Below are 18,831 nucleotides of genomic sequence, written 5' to 3' on the forward strand. Positions count from 1 at the left end.
CGACGCTCCCGCGTCACCGCCTCAGTCTCGATCGTCGGACTCGACAGCGTCGAGAATCTCCTCGGGCGTGAAGGGTATGCCCGTCAGCCGCGACCCCGTCGCGTCCTTGATGGCGTTGCCGATCGCCGCCGCGCTCGGGATGAGGACGGCCTCACCGACGCCCTTCGCGCCGTACGGTCCCTCCTCGTCGTACGTCTCGACGATTTCGGTGTGGACCTCGAGGGGGTGTTCGGTCGAGAACGGCACCTTGTAATCGAGCAGGTTGGCGTTCTCGATGCGGCCGTTGTCGTGGGTGAGCTCCTCGTAGAGCGTCGAACCGATGCCCATGCTGATGCCTCCTTCCAGTTGGCCTTCGACCATCTTCGGGTTGATGGCCCGACCGACGTCGTACACGGAGACGAACGAGTTGAACCGGACTTCGCCCGTGTAACGGTTGATCTCGAGGTCACACGCCTGCGCCCCGTGAGTGTAGAACGCCGTCAGGCGGTCGCCGCGGCCCGTCTCGGGGTCGACGTTCTCGACGGGCGAGACCCAGGTCGCCTTGCCGAGGATTTCGCCACCCTCTTTGAGGAACCCGCCGCCGCCGAACACCGTCGGCTCGTAGAGGTCCTCCATCGTGACAGAACGGTCGCGTTCGCCCTTGACGTACACCTCTCCGCCCGCCGTCGCGAGGTCCTCCGCGTCGGCGTCGAGTTTCACCGCCGCGTGCTGGAACAGCTGTTCCTTGGCGTCGATGCAGGCCTTCCGGACGGCGTTGCCGGTGTTGAACGTCAGCCGACTCGAGATAGAGCCGTCGTCGTAGGGCGTCACCTCCGTGTCGCCTTTGAGGACGCGCACGTCGTCGAGGTCGACGCCGAACTCCTCGGCGGCGATCTGTGCGAGCACCGTCATCGATCCGGTTCCGATCTCTTCTGCCGTGGTCCGCACCTCGATACGCCCGTCGTCGTGGACCTTCACGAACGCCGACGAGGCCGTCGGGGCCATGCTGTACTTGCTGCCCTGCGCGAGGCCCACGCCCCGAATCCACTCGTCGTCGTCGCTGTCGCGGTCGCGGTTCTCCATGTCGACCGCTCGTGCCGCGCGTCGGAGGCACTCCTTGGCACCCATCGCCTTCATCGTCTCGCCCGCGGGGTTCTCGTCGCCGGTCTCCATCGTGTTCCGCTCGCGGACGTCGACCGGGTCGAGGCCGAGGTCCAGCGCCGCGTCCTCGAGCAGCGACTCGATGGCGAAGATGAGCTGTGAGTTGCCGAACCCGCGGAAGGAGCCGGCGATGGGCAGGTTCGTGTACACGCCGTAGGAGTCGAACGTGAGGTTGGGAACGTCGTAGGTGCCGACGGCGGCGAACCCGCAGTTCCGCGTGACCAGGAAGCCGGTCCCCGCGTAGGCACCGCCGCCGAGGTACGCCTCGACCTCCATCGCCGTGATGTCGCCCTCCTCGGTGAGCCCCAGCTTCAGGTCGATCTCGAACGGCGTCCGGTAGGTTCCCTCGATGAACTGGTCCTGTCGGGAGAAGGCGAGTTTCACCGGTCGCCCGTCGGTGTGCTGGGCCACCGCCGCCGCGATGGGCTCCGTGACGCCCTCCTTCCCGCCGAAACTCCCGCCGACGTAGGGAACAGTCAGGTTGACCTTCGAGGAGGAGACGCCGAACGCGGTGGCGAGCATGTTCTTCACGCGGTACGTCGTGTTCGTCGAGGTCCACACGCGGAGTTCGCCGTCGGCGCTCCACCGGGCGACGCTGACGTGCGGTTCCATCTGGACGTGGTGCATCATCCCCGTCGAGAACGACCCCTCGTAGACGCCGTCGGCCGCGTCGAACCCCGCGTCGGTGTCGCCCGTTCGGATACGGTGGTTCGCGTGAAGATTCGGGCGGTCGGGGTCCAGGCGGGGTTCGAGCACCCCGCTCTGCTCGTAGTCGCCCAACCCCTCGTGGACGACGGAGGGCGGGTCCGTCGAGAGCGCCTCACGCGTGTCGAAGACGGCCGGCAGTTTCTCGTACTCGACCTCGACGGCGTCGGCAGCGTCCCGGGCGAGCGTCTCGGTTTCGGCCGCGATGGCGACGACCGGTTCGCCCACGAAGCGGACCTTCTCCCGCGGAAGGATGCGCTCGTCGTGTATGCCAGCACCGAACCGGTGGTCGGGCACGTCCTCGCCCGTCACGACGGCCTGTACCCCGGTCATCGACTCGGCGGCGCTCACGTCGATGTCGAGGATACGGGCGTGCGAGTGGGGGCTCTTGACCGTCTCGACGTGCAGCATCCGGGGCTGGTCGATGTCGTAGGTGTACTCCGCCTCGCCGATTATTTTACTCACCGCGTCGAGACGGCGACGCGAGGAGCCGACCACGGAGGTCTCCGCATCGGGTCCGGAGTCGTCCCGCTGGTCGACCACTGGTTCTTGCTGGCTCATAGCACACCCGTTGCGGCGGTTCGTATATAATTCTAGGCGACCGCTGGCCGGACACGGTCGGGCCACGCTCTCGGGTGGAGAAGGTGCCGAGACGGCCGCGGCGAACACCTGTGAGTCGATGACCCATGGTCCGACGTCACATAGAATTATATGCGTTCACCCGAAAAGCCCGCTATCGCATGGCAACAGAGCAGAGTACCGAGCGCCGATTCCATCGGCCCTCAGACATCGCGGAGGCGACGGCGCTCCTGCGCGAGCACGACGCGGTGCTCGTCTCCGGTGGGCAGAGCCTGATGCCGCTCATCCGGCAGGGGATGATAGACCGCGACCACCTCGTCGACATCTCGAACGTCGATGGCTACGACGAGGTCGAGATCGACGACGGGGGGCTCCACCTCGGTGGGCTGGTGACCCACCGTGAGCTCATCGAGGCCGACCTCCTCGAGACGCCGTACCGTGCGCTCCCGGAGACGGCCAAGGAAATCGGCGACAGACAGGTCCGCAACTGGGGGACCATCGGGGGATCGGTGGCGCACGCCGACCCGTCGCTGGACTACCCCCCGACGATGACCGTCCTCGACGCCGAGGTCACCTACACGGGCGACGGTGAGACCACTGACCGGGTTCCCATCGACGAGTTCTACTTCGGCCCCTACGTGTCGGTGTTGCAACCGCACGAGATCGTCGTCGCCGTCGACGTCCCCGACCCCGGCCCGAACGCTGGCGTCGCCTTCGAGAAGTTCGCCTGGCGACGCGGCGATATGTCACTCGTCAACGTCGCCGCTCGGCTGACGGTCGACCATGCCGCCGACACAGTAGAGGAGGCACGGCTCTGCGTCGGTGCGATGGGTCCGACGCCGCTACGCCTGACCGAGCTCGAGGACGAACTGGTCGGGAGCGACCCCCACGACGCCGACCACCAGCGTGCAGTCGCCGACCGCATCCCGGAGTTCACGGAGCCGGTTCCCGAGGAGCACGCCTCCGTCGACTACAAGAACCGCATCGCGAGTAACCTCGCCACGAAGACCCTCCGTACCGCGGCCGAGCGGGCAGAGGAGGGAGCATGAGCATGAACGTCGGGCTGACGGTCAACGGCGAGCGCAAGGAGGTGGCGGTCCGGCCGATGGCCCCGCTCTCGGAACTCCTCCGCGAAGGGCTCGAACTGACGGGAACGAAACGCGGCTGTGAGACGGGCAAATGCGGCGCGTGTACGGTGCTGGTCGACGGCAAGGCGACGAAGTCCTGTCAGCGGCTCGCGGGACAGGCCGAGGGCTGCGAGGTGGTCACCATCGAGGGCCTGGCGGACCACGCCGGCGACGACGGCGACCTCCACCCGGTCCAGCAGGGGTTCATCGAGAAGTTCGGGATGCAGTGTGGCTACTGCACGCCGGGGATGGCGATGACGGCCGTCTCGCTGCTCGAGGAGAACCCGAACCCGACCCGCGAGGAGATTCAGGACGGCGTCAAGGGGAACCTCTGCCGCTGTACCGGCTACACCAAGATATACGACTCCGTGCGCTACGCGGCGGAACGGCTCGAAGAGACGACCGTCGAGTCCGCGCGCGGCGACGACTGACGGCGTCGCTCCCGGCACAGTCGCGGCCCACGTCGCGGCGACTGTGTGTGAGCACCCGATCCCGTGAGCGGCCGGTAGCGGCCGTCACACGCCCGACATCTGTCACCGTGTCTCGAGGTACCATGGATATTTATATACCATACCTCAGATAGTGGGGACGTGACACAGACATGGAACTAGGGTTAGCTGGAAAGACGGCGGTCGTCACGGGTGGGAGCAAAGGAATCGGAAACGCCATCGCGAACCAGCTCGCCGAGGAAGGGGCGAACCTCGCCATCTGCGCGCGGAGTGAGGGCCCCCTGACCGAGGCGGCCGACGAGATCGAGGAGACACACGGCGTCGAGTGTCTCGCGGTCACCGCGGACCTCACGAAACGCGATGACGCGGCGGCGTTCGTCGAGGCGGTCGTCGACCACTACGGCGGTATCGACGTCCTGGTGAACAACGCCGGCAGCGCACCCGGCGGCATCCTCGAGAACCTCGACGAGGACGACTGGTATCAGGCGCTCGACCTCAAACTGATGGGACACGTCAGGACCACCACGGAGGCGATGCCGCACGTCGTCGAGAGCGGGGGCGTGGTGGTGAACCTCATCGGGAACGACGGCACCAAGCCGAGCCCCGGCGAGCTCGCACCGGGCGCGGCGAACGCCGCCGACATCAACTTCACCGAGGCACTCGCAAAGCAGTACGGCCGCAAGGGCGTCAGGGTCAACGCCGTCAATCCCGGCCCCGTCGCCACGGAGCGATGGGACTATCTCGTCGAGATCATGGCCGAAGAACAGGACCTGACGTTCGACGAGGCGATGCGGGTCGCAGAGAACTCGATCCCACTCGGTCGCATCTGTACGCCAGAAGAGGTGGCGACGGTCGTCGCCTTCCTCGCCAGCGAGGCGGCCAGTTTCGTCAACGGCGGCGTCATCGACGTCGACGGCGGCCAGGAGAAAGCGCTCTTGGAGTTCGACACCATCCGCGCCGCGAGCCGCGACCTGGACTGAGCGATGGACGACGTCCGATTCACGCGGATCGACCACATCGGAGCCCCGACCTGGAACGCTGACGGCGCCGCCGCGTTCTTCGAGCGGGCGGGCGTCCCCGTCGTCATCGACGAGGTCCTCGACGAGTACAACATCCGTGCCGTCTTCCTCGACTTCGACGGTGTCTACCTCGAGTTCCTCGAGCCGACCGGCCCGGGGAACGTGAAGACGTTCCTCGAGCGGGCCGGCCCCGGGTACCAACACGTCGCCTACCGGGTTCCCGACATCGACGCCGCGGTCGCCGCCCTGCGTGAGGATGGTGTCACGTTCCAGAGCGACGCCCCGATTACGGGCGCGGGCGACGCACGCATCATCTTCGTCGAAGAGCGGTACACCGGTGGATTCCAGGTCGAACTGGTCGAGCGGACGTGAGAGACGTCCGGTCCGGGCGTCGGGATTGCGGAAGATTCGAGGCGAAAGCCTCGCCTTCAGGGCGAGGATGGAGGGTCGTGTCAGCTTTAGCATCGATTCCACCGGACGGCGAAGGCTTGCAGCCACGATTCGGCGGTCGGTGACTGCGCGTTCGAGAACGTATTTGAGAACGAAGAGGTTCGATGTTTTACCTCATGAAAGATACGTTCGACGGCGTTCCGATTTCCACGGCGGCACACGCGAAATCGAAGGTCGAATCGGTCGAGTGCGTTCTTGAGATGGTGTACGTCGTCGACGAGAAACGTCACGTCCGAGACCTGCTGTTTCTCGCGGAGTTCACGAAGGAACGGCACGGTGAGTTGCGTCGTCCGCGTCTGAAGCAGCCGAACATGGAGGAATTGGTTCGTATCGAGATCGACCGCCGCCAACAGCCAGTGACGCTGGCCGTTGACGCGGATCAGCGTTTCGTCAACCGCACTCTGATTCGGTTCGACGTCACTGTCGGGCTGTAGATCGGCTTTCTGTACCCAATCGTGAATCGCTGTTCGACTTCTCTCGATACCCAACCTCTCGAAATGTTGTTTGGTATTTGAGACCGATAGTTCCGAGGAGTGAAGCTGAATACCCACTTGAATCGCGAGCTCGGGTGTCCGCTGTCGCTCCACGACCTCCAAGTCGATCCACTCGGCGTTTCGGCTGAAACGGTCGAATTCGGGCACGAGATATTCGAACTTCGACCGCCTCGCTCCTGACTTAACATGACCTTTTTGCGACAGTCAGTGTGTTCGGGTTTGCGATAATCGCAGCCATGCTCGCTGTTTTCGCTATCGTGTCAAAAAAACAGTCGCGAGCGTCGTCGAAACCAGTCAGAAGAGTTCACGAGGTATACGTTCGCTACGATGGATTCTGATCTCGGACTTCTCGTAAGATGACGACACGGAGTCTGGTGCGCGACACGCGCCCTGTATCTCGCACAGCATTTCTGACAACTCCCGAAGGATACACAGACCGAACGGATGGGTGGCTTTGCTGATCCTTATCCTAACGTCGGGCCGACTGCGTCGGCGTTACGTCGGCACGACGCTGGGGCTTCGTCGACCCCGACCGCGACGTGTCGACGTCAGCCCTGGAACTCCTGCTGGATGATACGGAGCGTCTCCTCGCGGTCCCCCCAGGTGACGAAGATGGCGACCGACGTCGCGCTGGTGATGACGTCGTGGATGTTGATGCCGGCTTCGGCGATCGGCTGGACGATCTCGAGGATGATGCCGGGTCGGTTGGGGAGTTCGCCGCCGGTGACGCGGACGACGGCGATGTCGTCCTCCACGGTCACGGAGGAGAGCGTCTCGTCCGAGACGACCCGTTCGTGAAGGACGGTCTCGGCGAGTTCGGCGTCGTCGGTGCCGACGTAGAACGTGATGGAGTCCATCCCGCTGGCGACGGAGTCGATGTTGACCTCCGCCTCCCGGAGCGCCTGAGCGAGTTCGGCGAGAATCCCCGGTCGGTTGCGGATCGCCCGTCCCGCGACCGTAATACACGACAGGGGGTTGTCCTCCATGTCGATGAGGTTCTGGAACTCCCCCTCGACGAGCGTTCCCCCCGTGAGGAGGTCGCCGTGCTGGTAGTGAACCACGCGGACGTTCAGGTCGGCGTCCTTGTACGAGAGTGCGGAGGGGGCGACGACCTCGGCCCCGCGAAAGGAGAGGTTCCGGAGTTCGTCGACCGTGATGCGACCGACGTTCCGGGCCCCCTCGACGACGTGCGGGTCGCCAGTCATGACGCCCTCAACGTCGGTGACGATGACGACCTCGTCGGCGTCCATGTACTTGCCCATCATCACCGCCGTGGTGTCGGAGCCGCCGCGACCGAGCGTGGTGACAGTGCCGTCCGCGGTCTGGGCGAGAAAGCCGGTGATGACCGGCACGACCTCGTCGAGTTCGGCGGCGAGTTTCGCCGCGCGTTTCGTGGTCTCGGCGACGTCGACCTCGCCGTACTCGTCGGTGATGACCGGCCACTCGTCGCTCCCCGGTTCGAGGAACTTCGCCTCAACGCCCCGCGAGGAGAGCGCGGCCTTCAGCATCCGGACCGACGTGCGTTCGCCCATCGAGACGATCTCCGCTTTGTCCCTGTCGTCTGCTTCGAACTTGATCTCGTCAAGGAGGTCGTCGGTCGTCGACCCCATCGCGCTCGCCACGACGGCGATCTCGTGGCCCTGTTCGACGGCGGCAGCGACGGAGTCGGCCGCCCGGTTGATCCGGTCGCCGCTCCCGAGGGACGTGCCCCCGAACTTCGCGACTACGCGCACCGTCTCGCCCCCGCCGCTCGGTGCGTCGATCCGTCACAGAGAGACTGCGCAAACATGCCGGCGACTAACACAGGGTCCAGTATAACTGTGTCCACTTCGGAGCCGGATCGATCCCGTCACGGAATCGGACCGGCACCGCTACGAGGGATCGAGTCGGCGGCGAGCTGCCGACGGAGATTTATACTCACACGAGGACAACTCGGACTATGCACGTCCGCGATGCGGTCGAGGCGGACGCCGACGACCTGGCTGCAATCGTCGACGCGCCGGCCGACGTGATGCGCAACGTCGTCCACGACCGGACGGTTCGCGTGGCCATCAACCGGGACGAGTCGGGGCCGCACGCCGATGTCGACGGCGAGAGCCCGGAGAACATCCTCGGATTCGTCAGTTTCGACGCCCGCGAGGACACCGTGTACGTGACCCAGCTCGGTGGGACCACAGACGCCTGCGAACGACTCCTCGGCGAGCCCATCCGCTTCGCGACCAACGAGCGGATGACCGTCGAACTGTTCGTCGAAGTCGACGACGCGTCGCTCCGGTCGGCGGTCGAAAACACCGGATTCGGGGAAGTGGGACGGGGACCGACGTTCGGCGGACAGGAGACGGTGAAGTACCGACTCGATCCGAAGCAACGGGAGTGAGGAGGCGGGACGGAGCGGTCCGGGTCCGAACGGACGGTCGTCGAAGGCAGTCCAGAGGGGGCCTGAAAGAGGGCACAGAAGGTCGAGGAGACGGCACAGAGGGGGTCCGAAAGAGAGCAAGAGGGTCGAGGAGACGGCACGGAAGGGTCGAGAAGGCGAACGGATCGAAGACGGCCCGAAGCGGTCAGGTGAACTTGCGGACCGACAGGTTCAGCGTGTCGAGATCGACGATTGGCGCGTAGCCCACGTCGGGATCGATGTTGACCGACTTCTGGAACGCGGTCTGTGACTGCCAGCAGCCCGAGTTCACCGCGAGGACGTCGTGGTACTTCCCGTAACCGAGTTTGTGGACGTGCCCCGTGTGGAAGACGTCGGGGACCGAGTCGATCGTGAGGTAGTCCTTCTCCTCCGGAGCGAGGCGGTTGCGACCACCGAACTGTGGGGCGACGTGCCGCTTCTTCAGGAGCTGGTACATCGCCGTGTGTGGGTCGTCGTAGCTCGCCTTCTCCGTCGGGAGTTCGGCGATCACCTCGTCGAGCGACACGCCGTGGTACATGAGCACCGAGACGCCCTCGATCGTCACGGTCGAGGGGTTGCCCGTGATCCGCGCGTCGTGTGCGGACATGATCTCCCGGAGCTCCTCGTCGAACGCCGGCTGGGGTTCGGCGAGACGGACGGCGTCGTGGTTGCCCGGGATCATCACGATCTCCACGTCGCCCGGCACCTCCTTGAGGTACTCCGCGAACGCCTCGTACTGGTCGTAGATGTCGATGATGTCCAGTTCCTCGTCCTGGTTCGGGTAGACGCCGACGCCCTCGACCATGTCGCCGGCGACGAGCAGGTATTCGACGTGGTCGGCCTCCTCGGTGTGGAGCCAGTCGGCGAACGCCGACCACGCGTCGGCGACGAACTCCTGGCTCCCGACGTGGACGTCCGAGATGAGCGCCGCCTGAACGTGGCGGTCGGCGGTCGAGGGACGGTGGCTCCGGGGGACGTCCGGGAAGTACAGATCGTCGACGAACAGGACGCCCGCGTCGTCCGAGAGCGTGCCCGACACGGCGACGCACTCGTCGAGGAGCAGTTCTTCGACGTGGTCGGCGATCTCCTTGTCCTTCATGACGAGACACGGAAACACCCCGGTCGTGTCCTCCAGTTCGACGATCCAGTGGCCCGACGCCGTCGAGCGGACGTCGTTCACCAGCCCGATCATCTCCGCGTCGCTCCGGCCGGGCATCTCCTGGATCGCCGTCGCCGGTCTGTGGTTCACACGTCCGCGGAGGAGCTTCGACAGGCGCTCGTATCGGTCACGGAAGACGTCGACGAAGTCGTCGTACTCTCCGGTGCCGGTCGACTGTCCCGTGATGTCGCCCTCGATCGTGACCGATCGGGGGCTCCGATCTCGGGTCCGGCTCCCCGATCTCTCCTCCGTTTCAACTGGAACTCGTTCGGCAGAATTCGCCGACTCTGCCGAGGAATTTCCAGTCGAAACAGAGGGGTTCGGCGGGGCGGGAGTGGGGGGCTCGGACGTTCCACTCCCCCCGCCGTCGTCGGCCTCGACGCCGCCGTCCACGGTCCTGGTACGCTCGACGCCGTCGTCGACACCGCCGAGAGTACCCGGTGGATCGGGAGCCGTCGAGGTGTCGGCGTCGAGAACCGACCGAACGTGATCGGACGTGATCCGGAGCGCGCCGTCGGGAGCCGTCTCAACGGCCGCCGCGAGGGTTCGGGACGGGTCGTCGGCGTTCGCGATGAGGGTGACCGCCGTTCTGTCGGCGTTGTAGCCGTGGCGAGCCAGCTCCCGGACGATCCGCGTCGTCGTCTCCAGCGGCACACCTGCAGGTGGAGAGGGTGTGAGAAAAGCGTGCCGGAGACTGGACCGACCGACGGCCGGATCGGTGGTCCGTGAACCGTCTCGTCGCCGTCGTCTCACCGGGTCGTGGCGCAGGAGCGACCGAAGACCCAGAAGGTTGAAAGCCGGGGCGACAGTACGGGAGGTGATGACCGCCGATGAGGGCAGTCGGTCCTCGCCGGACGACGAGGCCGACTCCCCATCCACACCTCCCTCCACCCCACCGCCGGATCCGGACGTCGGAGAGTCGACGGACTCGGCAGATCTGACAGAGTCGACAGACCTGACAGAGTCGACGGATCGGTCGAATCGAGAGCGTGAGACCGAGACCGATCCGACACCGACAGCAGGCGACGGTGGCGACGAGACCGGGTCGGTGTCGACACCACGAAGCGGCAGCGAACCGCCGCCAGGAAGTGGAGAGTCGACCCGTCCCGATCCGGTGCCCCGACGGGAAGAGGACGAGTCGTTCGTTCACAGGCTGTGGACCGCCGAGACCGGACCGCTGTTCTTCCTGCGGGAGGTCGCCACGAGCGCCGGGGCCGTCCTGTTCGTGGGGCTGTTGCTGTTCGGCATCAGCGGCGTCTGGCCGCCGATGGTGGCCGTCGAATCGGGGAGCATGGAGCCACATATGCACAAGGGTGATCTCGTCTTCATCACCGAACCCGGTCGGTACACCCCCGACGCGGCGCACGGAACCACGGGGGTCGTCACGGCTGCAACCGGCCAAGAGGTCGACTACCGGACGTTCGGCGGTCCCGGATCGGTGGTCGTCTACGACGAACCGGGACAGGGTGGGCCGCCGATCATCCACCGCGCCGAGTTCTACGTCGAGGAGGGGGAGAACTGGTTCGACCGAGCAGACCCCGAGTTCGTGTCGGCCGACAGCTGTCGCGAACTCCTCAACTGCCCCGCCCCCCACGCCGGCTTCATCACAAAGGGGGACGCGAACGGCCGGTACGATCAGGCCTCGGGGATCGCCGCGCCGGTCAGGCCGGCGTGGGTGACCGGGATCGCCCGGGTTCGTATTCCGTACCTCGGGTGGGTCCGGCTCGGACTCGCCGACGCCGTCCGAGGACGTGAGGCCGGACTGCTGCTCGGCGTCGCGCGTCCGCCGACAAGAGCGACGGGACCGACGACGACCGAGATCGAGCCGGACGTCCCCTTCGATGCGAAAGACCAAGCGAGAGACCGGGACGGAGTGGGTCAGATCGGGACGCGAGTCGGGACGGTCGAGACCGGACCGGAGACCGCGTGGGCTGGAACCACACCGCACGGAGCCGTCGCGGCGGGGTAAGACACGGTGCGGGCGAGTAGCCCGTGGTGTTCGGGAGTGGCGACGACCGAAACCACGGGAGTGACGACGCCTCAGTTATCGAACCGGGCCTGAACGAACGGCTGGACGTTCTCGATGTCGCTGAGACGCGAGTCCGAGAGCAACACGGCCTCGGTCTCGTCGATCGGGACGGAGATGGAGATCTCCTTCGTGCGGCCGTACCGACCCTTGGAGACGACGACGGCGTTGGCGATGCCGAGCATGTCCAGTTCGGAGATGAGGTCGGTGACGCGCCGCTGGGTGAGGATGTCGGCGTCGATCTCCTCGCAGAGGCGCTTGTAGATGTTGAACACCTCGCCCGTGTTGATGTTGCGGACGCCGTTCTTCTCGAGGAGGATCGTGGCGTAGAGGACGATCTTCGACTGCGTGGGGAGGGTGCGAACGACCTCGACCACCCGGTCGAGTTCGATCTTGTCCTGTGCCTGGCGGACGTGGTGTTCTTCGACCGTGTCGGCCTGGCCGCGCTCGGCGAGTTCGCCCGCGGTTCGGAGCAGATCCAGCGCACGACGGGCGTCGCCGTGTTCCTGGGCCGCGAACGCCGCACAGAGCGGGATGACATCCTCGGTCAGTGCGCCGGATTTGAACGCGACGTCCGCGCGGTGCTGCAGGATGTCTCTCAGCTGTGTGGCGTCGTACGGCGGGAAGACGATCTCCTCCTCTCCCAGGGAGGACTTCACCCGCGGGTCGAGGAAGTCGGTGAACTTCAGGTCGTTCGAGATACCCATGATGGAGATCCGCGAGTTCGTGAGCTCGGAGTTCATCCGGGAGAGGTTGTAGAGCGTGTCGTCACCCGATTTCTCGACGAGTTTGTCGATCTCGTCGAGCATGATGACGACGACGCGTTCGTGGTAGTCGACGGCGTCGAAGAACGTCGAGTACACCCTGTCCGTGGGCCACCCCGTCATCGGAACGGTCTCCATCTCCGCCCGATCGGCCTCGAGCGCGTCGATCCGGTCGTCCAGCGCGCCGACGGAGTCGAACTCGGTCGAACCGAGGTCGTTCGGGTCGTCGGCGGCGCGCGTGCGGACGTCGCGGAGACGGTCGAGGCGGTCGTCGATGACCCCCTCGTTCTTCTCGATGAACTTGTTCGCGAGCTGCGCCAAGACGCGGTACTGGGTGTCGGTCACCTCACAGTTGATGTACTCGACCTCGCAGGGGACGTCGTACTTCTGGGAGGTGGACTCCAGTTCCTGGGAGACGTACTTCGCGCTCGCCGTCTTCCCCGTGCCGGTCTTCCCGTAGATGAGGATGTTCGACGGGGTCTCACCGCGAAGTGCGGAGACGAGGATGGTCGCCATCTGGTTGATCTGCTCCGAACGGTGGGGGAGTTCGTGTGGCGTGTACGACGGCCGGAGGACCTCCTTGTTCTCGAAGATCGGTTCCCCCGAGAGGAGGTCGTCGAACAACCCCTTGCTCTCGGTGGGCTCGTCGAGGACGACCTCGTCGAGGTCGAGACCGGTGGTCGGGCCCGTCCCGTGGGTGTCATGTCCTACAGTGTCCCGTATCCCGGTGTCACCGACGGTCGGTTCTATCGGATCGTCCTCGGCGTCTTCCGTACGCTCGCCCACCCCGCGTGTATCGTCGTCCATATGTGTACCCCACCGTTTCAACTGGAAATAACTCCCCGTCCGAAACGAACGGCCGGTTTGAGCCGTGTACGGCCGTGTTTTGTGGCCCCGGTAGACGAGGGGTGTGTCCAGATGATGCAGACGAAACAGATGAAGAGGAGGTATAAAAAGATTGTTTCTCGTTGGAGTGTTCGTCGGGGTCGGGTCGATCTGACGGAGCCGATAGTACTGTCGGGCTGACTGTAATTTCTGACCGAGAGTCCGAACGAACCGGGCCACGGAGGGGAACGAACGAAACGTCCGCGTGAGAGACGGCCCTTGGACGACGTCTCGGCTGTGGGGGTGACGTCATCGCGACCCCCCCACCCCTTCGTTTCGACTGGAACGATCATCGAAGGGAGGGAGGGGTGGGAGAGGTGACTAGCATGGAAACCTTTATATTATATTCGATATAACCATATCCGTAGTATAGGAAGCCTTTATTAATTCATTCAGTGTATCTAGGAATGTAACAGGGATCCCGTCGTTTCGCGGCGCCGTTCCACCTCCCTGCCGTGGTGTTGCAGTCGAAACGAAGGGGTGGGGGGCTCGTGGAGCCCGTCCGTCCACGTCGTCGGTCCGCCTTTCCGTCCGATCGTTCCTCCGTCTCTCCCTCCCGTCACCTCGATAGATCCGTCGGTGGTCCACGGCGCCGTCGCGACTGATACGGCACCGTCACTCTCCTGCTGGGTTCTGCGGCTTCCCGCGGGAGCAGACCCGATCGACTCCGTCACGCGCGTCCGTTCAACGCCGTACTCGACCGTGACGGCCGATGACGCACGTCTGACGCAGAGTTAAGTGGAGTCGAATATGTTGTAACCGCATACGCTCCTCTGTGGACACAGAGGGTGTAGGAGGCCAGGATGGGACTGCTCACAGACCTCAGAGACAGCATATCGCGGGCGGTCGATCGGCTGTTCGTGGAGTCCGACCCCAAACGGATCGGGATCTACGGACCCCCGAACGCCGGGAAGACGACGCTCGCGAACCGAATCGCACGGGACTGGACCGGAGACGCGGTCGGTCCCGAGAGCCGTATTCCGCACGAGACCCGTCGCGCACGGCGTAAAGAGAACGTCGAGATCGAACGCAACGGCAAGACCGTCACTATCGACATCGTCGACACGCCGGGCGTGACGACGAAAGTCGACTACAAGGAGTTTATCGAACACGACATGGAGAAGGAGGACGCCGTCCGACGCTCCCGGGAGGCGACGGAGGGTGTCGCCGAGGCCATGCACTGGCTCCGCGAGGACGTCGACGGCGTCATCTACGTCCTCGACTCGACGCAGGATCCGTTCACGCAAGTGAACACGATGCTCATCGGGATCATCGAGAGTCAGGATCTCCCCGTGTTGATCTTCGCCAACAAGATCGACCTCGACGAGTCGAACGTCCAGCGCATCGCCAGCGCCTACCCCCAGCACGAGACCGTCCCCCTGTCGGCGCTCGAAGGGGACAACATGGACGAAGTGTACGAGAAGATCGCGGAGTACTTCGGGTGAGCCACGATGCCTGAAGCAACCCCCGAACCGGAGACGCCCGAGGGTGTCCAGATCGACCTCATCAGCGGGGCACGGATGGAGAAGCTCCGCTCGATGGAGAAGATCCGACTCATCCTCGACGGCGTCCGCGACGGGAACATCGTCATTCTGGAGGAGGGCCTGTCGCCCGACGAGGAGTCGAAGCTCATCGAGGTGACGATGACCGAGATCAACCCCGACGAGTTCAACGGCATCGAGATCGAGACCTACCCGACGACGGGCGGCGGTGGGAGCGGCTTCTTCGGGAAGCTCATCGGTCGAGACACGCCGAAGAAGCTCACCGTCATCGGTCCCGCGAACCAGATCAAGACCCTCCACAAGGACGAGGAATTCATCAGCGCACTCGTCTCCCGGAAGTAACGTCGATGCCCCACCAGTGTACTTCCTGCGAGCGGGTGTTCGCGGACGGGTCGAAGGAGATGCTCTCCGGCTGTCCCGACTGTGGTGGCAACAAGTTCCAGTTCAAGCCGTCGTCGTCGACCTCCGGATCCGACGACCCCGACCGACCCGGACGAGACGGTCGCGCGGACGGACCCGATCCGGGAGTTCACACCGATCCAGGAGCCCACACCGACCGTGAGACCCAGCCGTCTCCGCCGTCGTCCGACGACGCCTCTCCTCGGCCCTCGTCGTCGCCGACCGACCAGTCGACACGACCGACGGACGGCCCCCAGACGGCATCGGCACAGTCGGCTTCCGACGACGGCCACCCGTCCGTCGGTTCGACCCCGACGCGGGGACGCGCGGAGACGGACGACTCGACCGACACCGACGCCACGGTCGAACGCGGGACGGACGACACCGACGCGGACGAACGCCTGCCTGCGGAGGACTACGCACAGGCGAGCGCCCGAACCGACATGGTCAGTCCCGACGAACTCGCCGACGCTGCGACACCCCCGTCCGGCCCACCCACCGACGAGGTCGACGGCCGCGTCATCGAACCACAGAGCGACGACCGCCCCGGACTCGACGAACTTCGCGAGGAGCTCAACAGCCAGTTCGAGAGCATCAAAATCGTCAGCCCCGGCCAGTACGAGCTCAACCTGATGGAACTGTACGACAGACAGGAGTACATCATCTCCCTCCAGGAGGACGGACGGTACGTCATCGAGGTCCCGGACTCGTGGGGCGACCGCGACGACAACTGACGTCGTCGTCTCACCACGACCGCTCGAACGACCCGACTGCTTCCGAAACGTCGAGATCCGTGTCCCGACCGCCTCCACCCACTCCCGTGGCGGCTGCGGTTTTCGTCGTTCCACGCCTCGATCCGACCCTCCTCCGAACCGTTCTCTCTCCCGATCGAACCCCTCTGTTTCGACTGGAACTCCCGTCCGACGGACCCCCTCCATTTCGTCTCGAAACGCCGCTTCGATCCGAACGAATGCAGTTTACACCACCTTTCAGTCTCGAACGAAAGAACGGTTCCACCTGAAGCGACGGGGGCGACTCCCCGATCACGTTCGACCGGCTCCACCGGAAGCGGAGGAGTCGGCACCCCGCCACCGAAACGCCGTCCTTCTCGCTTTCCGCTCCACGCGGAGCCGAGTGTCCGGGACGATGACGGCCAGTCTCACCTACCGGACACTCGCGATCACACATCGGCGGCTGTCGACAGCGCCCCGACGGTACTCCGACGGCACTCCGACGGTGTTTCAGCGGCACGTCCGCGGTCGGTGACCTCCCGCGACGAGGGCGCCGCGCGCTGCAGTCGTGACCGGAATTGAAGCCTTTAAGCGACCGCGCCCAGTCCGTGAGCACATGAGTCACGCGACGAAGATCGTGCTCGGGACGGTCGGCCTCTCGGTAGTGCTGGTACTGCTTCTCATCGCCGTCGCCGCGTTCGGGTAGCGACGGTGACTCAGTTCGAACGCCGGTCGCTCGACGGCGAAGTCGCGGCGGTCCACGACGCGTACGCACCCGACTCGCTCGTCCTCGACGTCGGCCGGGACTTCGAGACGCTCCCACCCGCCGTCGCAGAGGACCTCGGCCTCCTCGCCGACGCGCTCGACCCCGCCACGTTCCCGCGCGAGTGGCTCCCTGCGGACGCGCCGACCGCGCTCGTCCGTTACGTCGGCTCCGACTTCACCGTCGGCCTGCCCGGCGACGGGACGGTCGTCTGGACCCGTCAGACCGTCCCCCCGACCGTCCTCGTGAAGTTCCGTGCCCGCGGCACGCCCGACGCCTTCCTCGAGTTCCTCCTCGCCGAAGCGTTCGTCCAGCTGTCGCTCGACGCCCCCGAGAGCTTCCTCCCCTTCTTCGGCGAACGCTACCGCGCTCTCGACGACGCGGTCGACTCCGATCCCGCCGAGGTGTATCAGGTCGCCGCGGCGCTGTACGAGGCCTGGGTCGGGCTGCAGACCCGCGAAGAGTTCGCCGCCTGGGCCGACGACTATCCCGGGCTCCACGGGGCGTGGGTCGACGCCGGCGAGCGACTCGACGGACGGCTCGGCGACCTCGCGGGCGAGGTGGCCCGCGGGGAGACCTCGTTCGCGGCGGCGACCGAGTACGCCTGTTCGGCAGTGAAACACGGTCTCGACCTCCCGGCGCCGTTCGCGGCGCTCGACACGGAGGCGTTCCTCGAGTACGGTGCCGGCTACGCGGTCCAGTGGGCCGAGAAGACGTTCGAGCGGCTGGACGATGTCGACGGGAGTTCCTAGACGCTCGACCTCAGCTCACGGACGACGCGGCCCTATGACTGTGCCTCGTAGCTGACGTTCCCCTCGACGTCGAGGTCGATGATCCCGTCGAACAGCGCACGGAAGCGGTCGAGCGTCTCGTCGTCGTGGACCTCGTTCGAGAGGTGGAAGAGGCCGACGGCGTCGTGCTCGTCGAGCAGTTCGAGCAGTTCCTTCGTCGCCGCGTACGCCTGGTCGACGTCGGCGTAGTACGCCATCTCGGTGACCGAGTCGACGCTCACGCGGAGTTTCCCCTCGTGGCTCTCGAGGAAGCTTCGGACCTGTTCGACGATCCCGGCGAGGTCGTCCGGCGACCGGACGTAGTGGATGTTCTCGGTCCGCCGGCGCGAGTAGCCCCGTTCGACCGAGATCGAGTCGAGGATCACGGCTCGCGACTCGTCGACGTCGTAGTACTCCAGTTTCTGTTCGACCTCTCGCGCCGTGGTCCGGGTCGAGACGACGAGGAAGTGGTCGGTGTCGGTCTTCAGGAAGTCGGTGTCGATGCGGTCGGTCTCGCCGATGCTCGGATGGAGGAGTAACAACCCGGTCCCGCCCGGTACCGTGTCGGGCGTGTTCTCGATGGCGAGGGTGTAATCCATACGCGATGGACCGACCGGATGGACTTAAGACTGCGGGCTCTCGGTCGGCCGTCGTCGGGCGACACTGTTCGTCCGTCCTATCGTTCAGAACAGGCTGTCGGCCGTCGCGGCACCGATGACGCTGAACACCGCGCCGACGCTCGTCGCCTTCAGCGTCGCCCCGACGACGGCCGCACTCAGCGTCACCCCGAAGACGGTCAGCGCGTTCGGATCCGACTGGCCGACGTCCGCGAGGAACGTCCCGGGCGCGTCGAACGCGAGGGCGAGGATGACCACCGAGAGGTACGAGACGAGCACGAGCGAGATGAACCGTGCGGGCACACCCGCGATGTCGATCTCGCGGTCCGGATCCCGGTCGTCCGCCTTGTACAGCGCCCCGTAGCCGATCCCGAGGACGATGACGAACGTCACCAGTCCCTGGATGGCGGACATACTCCGCGCGAGCACCCACACCTCCTCGGTGACGACGAACGGTCCCGCCAGCAGGAAGCCGCCGACGACCTGCTGGGCCGTGTCGGCGAGCGCGAACCGTCGGTTCTTTCCGACCACGTGTTCCGAACTCGCTCCACGAATAAAGACGACACGAAAGGACCGCTCGGTGTCCCCGTCTGTGGGCTGTCGGGCGTGCGTGGACCGGTCGTACGGATCGATGGACGGCTGACGGACCGATCACTCGGACGGTCGTGTCCGGTCCCGAGGCTCCGGTGTTACACGGTTTCCGTCCTCAGCAGAAACGCTTCGGCCCCACCGTCTCCCTCCGCCGATGGTTCGCAACCGGGACCCCGAACAGTGCTACCGAAGCGAAGGACTGTCCCGTGTGTTCGTTCGCTCCCCTCGGTCACGCGGACCTCGCACGCCGTCGTCGACCGCCGATC

18 protein-coding genes are annotated in these 18,831 nt (G+C 65.4%); 11 read left to right on the plus strand and 7 right to left on the minus strand.

The window, feature by feature from the left end; all coding sequences use genetic code 11:
- Nucleotides 1-21: 21 nt before the first annotated feature.
- A complete protein-coding gene (locus tag FZP69_RS00805; RefSeq protein WP_152039500.1) occupies nt 22-2,406 on the minus strand; it encodes a xanthine dehydrogenase family protein molybdopterin-binding subunit in 2,385 nt (794 codons plus the stop codon).
- A 179-nt stretch (nt 2,407-2,585) separates the two neighbouring features.
- Between FZP69_RS00805 and FZP69_RS00810 the strand changes: the two genes are divergently transcribed.
- From FZP69_RS00810 to FZP69_RS00825, 4 genes are all read left to right on the plus strand, one after another.
- Entirely contained in the window at nt 2,586-3,473 is an 888-nt protein-coding gene (locus FZP69_RS00810; RefSeq protein ID WP_192918410.1) for an FAD binding domain-containing protein, read from the plus strand.
- Complete coding sequence (locus FZP69_RS00815; protein WP_152039502.1) at nt 3,470-3,982, plus strand: (2Fe-2S)-binding protein; 513 nt, start codon at nt 3,470-3,472, stop codon at nt 3,980-3,982. Before FZP69_RS00810 ends, FZP69_RS00815 begins: the two co-directional genes overlap by 4 nt.
- A 170-nt stretch (nt 3,983-4,152) precedes the next feature.
- A complete protein-coding gene (locus FZP69_RS00820; RefSeq protein WP_152039503.1) occupies nt 4,153-4,980 on the plus strand; it encodes an SDR family oxidoreductase in 828 nt (275 codons plus the stop codon).
- 3 nt (nt 4,981-4,983) lie between these two features.
- On the plus strand, nt 4,984-5,391 hold the full coding sequence (locus FZP69_RS00825; RefSeq protein ID WP_152039504.1) for a VOC family protein: 408 nt from the start codon (nt 4,984-4,986) through the stop codon (nt 5,389-5,391).
- 86 nt (nt 5,392-5,477) lie between these two features.
- On the opposite strand, the gene FZP69_RS00830 is transcribed toward FZP69_RS00825, so the two are convergent.
- Both FZP69_RS00830 and FZP69_RS00835 read right to left on the minus strand, forming a co-directional pair.
- Nucleotides 5,478-6,110 (minus strand): IS6 family transposase, encoded by a 633-nt coding sequence (locus tag FZP69_RS00830; RefSeq protein ID WP_152039505.1) that lies wholly within the window; start codon nt 6,108-6,110, stop codon nt 5,478-5,480.
- Nucleotides 6,111-6,511: 401 nt separating this feature from the next.
- Nucleotides 6,512-7,696 carry an aspartate kinase gene (locus FZP69_RS00835; protein ID WP_152039506.1) on the minus strand — a complete coding sequence of 395 codons (1,185 nt, stop codon included), beginning with the start codon at nt 7,694-7,696 and terminating at the stop codon, nt 6,512-6,514.
- A 206-nt stretch (nt 7,697-7,902) separates the two neighbouring features.
- Between FZP69_RS00835 and FZP69_RS00840 the strand changes: the two genes are divergently transcribed.
- Complete coding sequence (locus tag FZP69_RS00840; RefSeq protein ID WP_152039507.1) at nt 7,903-8,340, plus strand: hypothetical protein; 438 nt, start codon at nt 7,903-7,905, stop codon at nt 8,338-8,340.
- Nucleotides 8,341-8,524: 184 nt separating this feature from the next.
- Here the strand turns inward: FZP69_RS00840 and FZP69_RS00845 are convergent, their stop codons facing one another.
- The gene (locus tag FZP69_RS00845; RefSeq protein ID WP_152039508.1) at nt 8,525-10,171 is read right to left on the minus strand and encodes a DNA-directed DNA polymerase II small subunit; all 1,647 of its coding nucleotides are present in this window, start codon (nt 10,169-10,171) and stop codon (nt 8,525-8,527) included.
- A gap of 460 nt (nt 10,172-10,631) precedes the next feature.
- On the opposite strand from FZP69_RS00845, the gene FZP69_RS00850 reads away from it, so the two are divergent.
- Nucleotides 10,632-11,486 (plus strand): S26 family signal peptidase, encoded by an 855-nt coding sequence (locus FZP69_RS00850; protein WP_240137568.1) that lies wholly within the window; start codon nt 10,632-10,634, stop codon nt 11,484-11,486.
- A gap of 71 nt (nt 11,487-11,557) precedes the next feature.
- Here FZP69_RS00850 and FZP69_RS00855 read toward each other — a convergent pair whose 3' ends face one another.
- Nucleotides 11,558-13,114 carry a Cdc6/Cdc18 family protein gene (locus FZP69_RS00855; RefSeq protein ID WP_240137409.1) on the minus strand — a complete coding sequence of 519 codons (1,557 nt, stop codon included), beginning with the start codon at nt 13,112-13,114 and terminating at the stop codon, nt 11,558-11,560.
- Nucleotides 13,115-13,995: 881 nt separating this feature from the next.
- Between FZP69_RS00855 and FZP69_RS00860 the strand changes: the two genes are divergently transcribed.
- The 5 genes from FZP69_RS00860 (at nt 13,996) to FZP69_RS00875 (ending at nt 17,339) form a co-directional block, all read left to right on the plus strand.
- Complete coding sequence (locus FZP69_RS00860) at nt 13,996-14,637, plus strand: Era-like GTP-binding protein (RefSeq protein ID WP_152039509.1); 642 nt, start codon at nt 13,996-13,998, stop codon at nt 14,635-14,637.
- Between the two features lie 6 nt (nt 14,638-14,643).
- A complete protein-coding gene (locus FZP69_RS00865; protein WP_152039510.1) occupies nt 14,644-15,036 on the plus strand; it encodes a DUF2073 domain-containing protein in 393 nt (130 codons plus the stop codon).
- Nucleotides 15,037-15,041: 5 nt separating this feature from the next.
- Nucleotides 15,042-15,827, plus strand: a complete 786-nt coding sequence (locus FZP69_RS00870; RefSeq protein WP_152039511.1) for an OapC/ArvC family zinc-ribbon domain-containing protein — start codon at nt 15,042-15,044, stop codon at nt 15,825-15,827.
- Between the two features lie 613 nt (nt 15,828-16,440).
- Nucleotides 16,441-16,530 carry a hypothetical protein gene (locus FZP69_RS23490; RefSeq protein WP_449329018.1) on the plus strand — a complete coding sequence of 30 codons (90 nt, stop codon included), beginning with the start codon at nt 16,441-16,443 and terminating at the stop codon, nt 16,528-16,530.
- A gap of 5 nt (nt 16,531-16,535) precedes the next feature.
- Nucleotides 16,536-17,339 (plus strand): DUF7089 family protein, encoded by an 804-nt coding sequence (locus FZP69_RS00875; protein ID WP_152039512.1) that lies wholly within the window; start codon nt 16,536-16,538, stop codon nt 17,337-17,339.
- 32 nt (nt 17,340-17,371) lie between these two features.
- On the opposite strand, the gene FZP69_RS00880 is transcribed toward FZP69_RS00875, so the two are convergent.
- Both FZP69_RS00880 and FZP69_RS00885 read right to left on the minus strand, forming a co-directional pair.
- The gene (locus FZP69_RS00880; RefSeq protein WP_152039513.1) at nt 17,372-17,956 is read right to left on the minus strand and encodes a DUF7090 family protein; all 585 of its coding nucleotides are present in this window, start codon (nt 17,954-17,956) and stop codon (nt 17,372-17,374) included.
- A gap of 84 nt (nt 17,957-18,040) precedes the next feature.
- Nucleotides 18,041-18,505 carry a DUF2391 family protein gene (locus FZP69_RS00885; protein ID WP_152039514.1) on the minus strand — a complete coding sequence of 155 codons (465 nt, stop codon included), beginning with the start codon at nt 18,503-18,505 and terminating at the stop codon, nt 18,041-18,043.
- Nucleotides 18,506-18,831 lie beyond the last annotated feature (326 nt).

Source organism: Salinigranum salinum (genome assembly GCF_009176545.1).
GTDB lineage: Archaea > Halobacteriota > Halobacteria > Halobacteriales > Haloferacaceae > Salinigranum > Salinigranum salinum.

Coding starts and splice junctions, on each gene's coding strand:
- FZP69_RS00805 (WP_152039500.1), bottom strand. CDS start 2,406: ATGAGCCAGCAAGAACCAGTGGTCGACCAGCGGGACGACTCCGGACCC.
- FZP69_RS00810 (WP_192918410.1), top strand. CDS start 2,586: ATGGCAACAGAGCAGAGTACCGAGCGCCGATTCCATCGGCCCTCAGAC.
- FZP69_RS00815 (WP_152039502.1), top strand. CDS start 3,470: ATGAGCATGAACGTCGGGCTGACGGTCAACGGCGAGCGCAAGGAGGTG.
- FZP69_RS00820 (WP_152039503.1), top strand. CDS start 4,153: ATGGAACTAGGGTTAGCTGGAAAGACGGCGGTCGTCACGGGTGGGAGC.
- FZP69_RS00825 (WP_152039504.1), top strand. CDS start 4,984: ATGGACGACGTCCGATTCACGCGGATCGACCACATCGGAGCCCCGACC.
- FZP69_RS00840 (WP_152039507.1), top strand. CDS start 7,903: ATGCACGTCCGCGATGCGGTCGAGGCGGACGCCGACGACCTGGCTGCA.
- FZP69_RS00855 (WP_240137409.1), bottom strand. CDS start 13,114: ATGGACGACGATACACGCGGGGTGGGCGAGCGTACGGAAGACGCCGAG.
- FZP69_RS00860 (WP_152039509.1), top strand. CDS start 13,996: ATGGGACTGCTCACAGACCTCAGAGACAGCATATCGCGGGCGGTCGAT.
- FZP69_RS00865 (WP_152039510.1), top strand. CDS start 14,644: ATGCCTGAAGCAACCCCCGAACCGGAGACGCCCGAGGGTGTCCAGATC.
- FZP69_RS00870 (WP_152039511.1), top strand. CDS start 15,042: ATGCCCCACCAGTGTACTTCCTGCGAGCGGGTGTTCGCGGACGGGTCG.
- FZP69_RS23490 (WP_449329018.1), top strand. CDS start 16,441: ATGAGTCACGCGACGAAGATCGTGCTCGGGACGGTCGGCCTCTCGGTA.
- FZP69_RS00880 (WP_152039513.1), bottom strand. CDS start 17,956: ATGGATTACACCCTCGCCATCGAGAACACGCCCGACACGGTACCGGGC.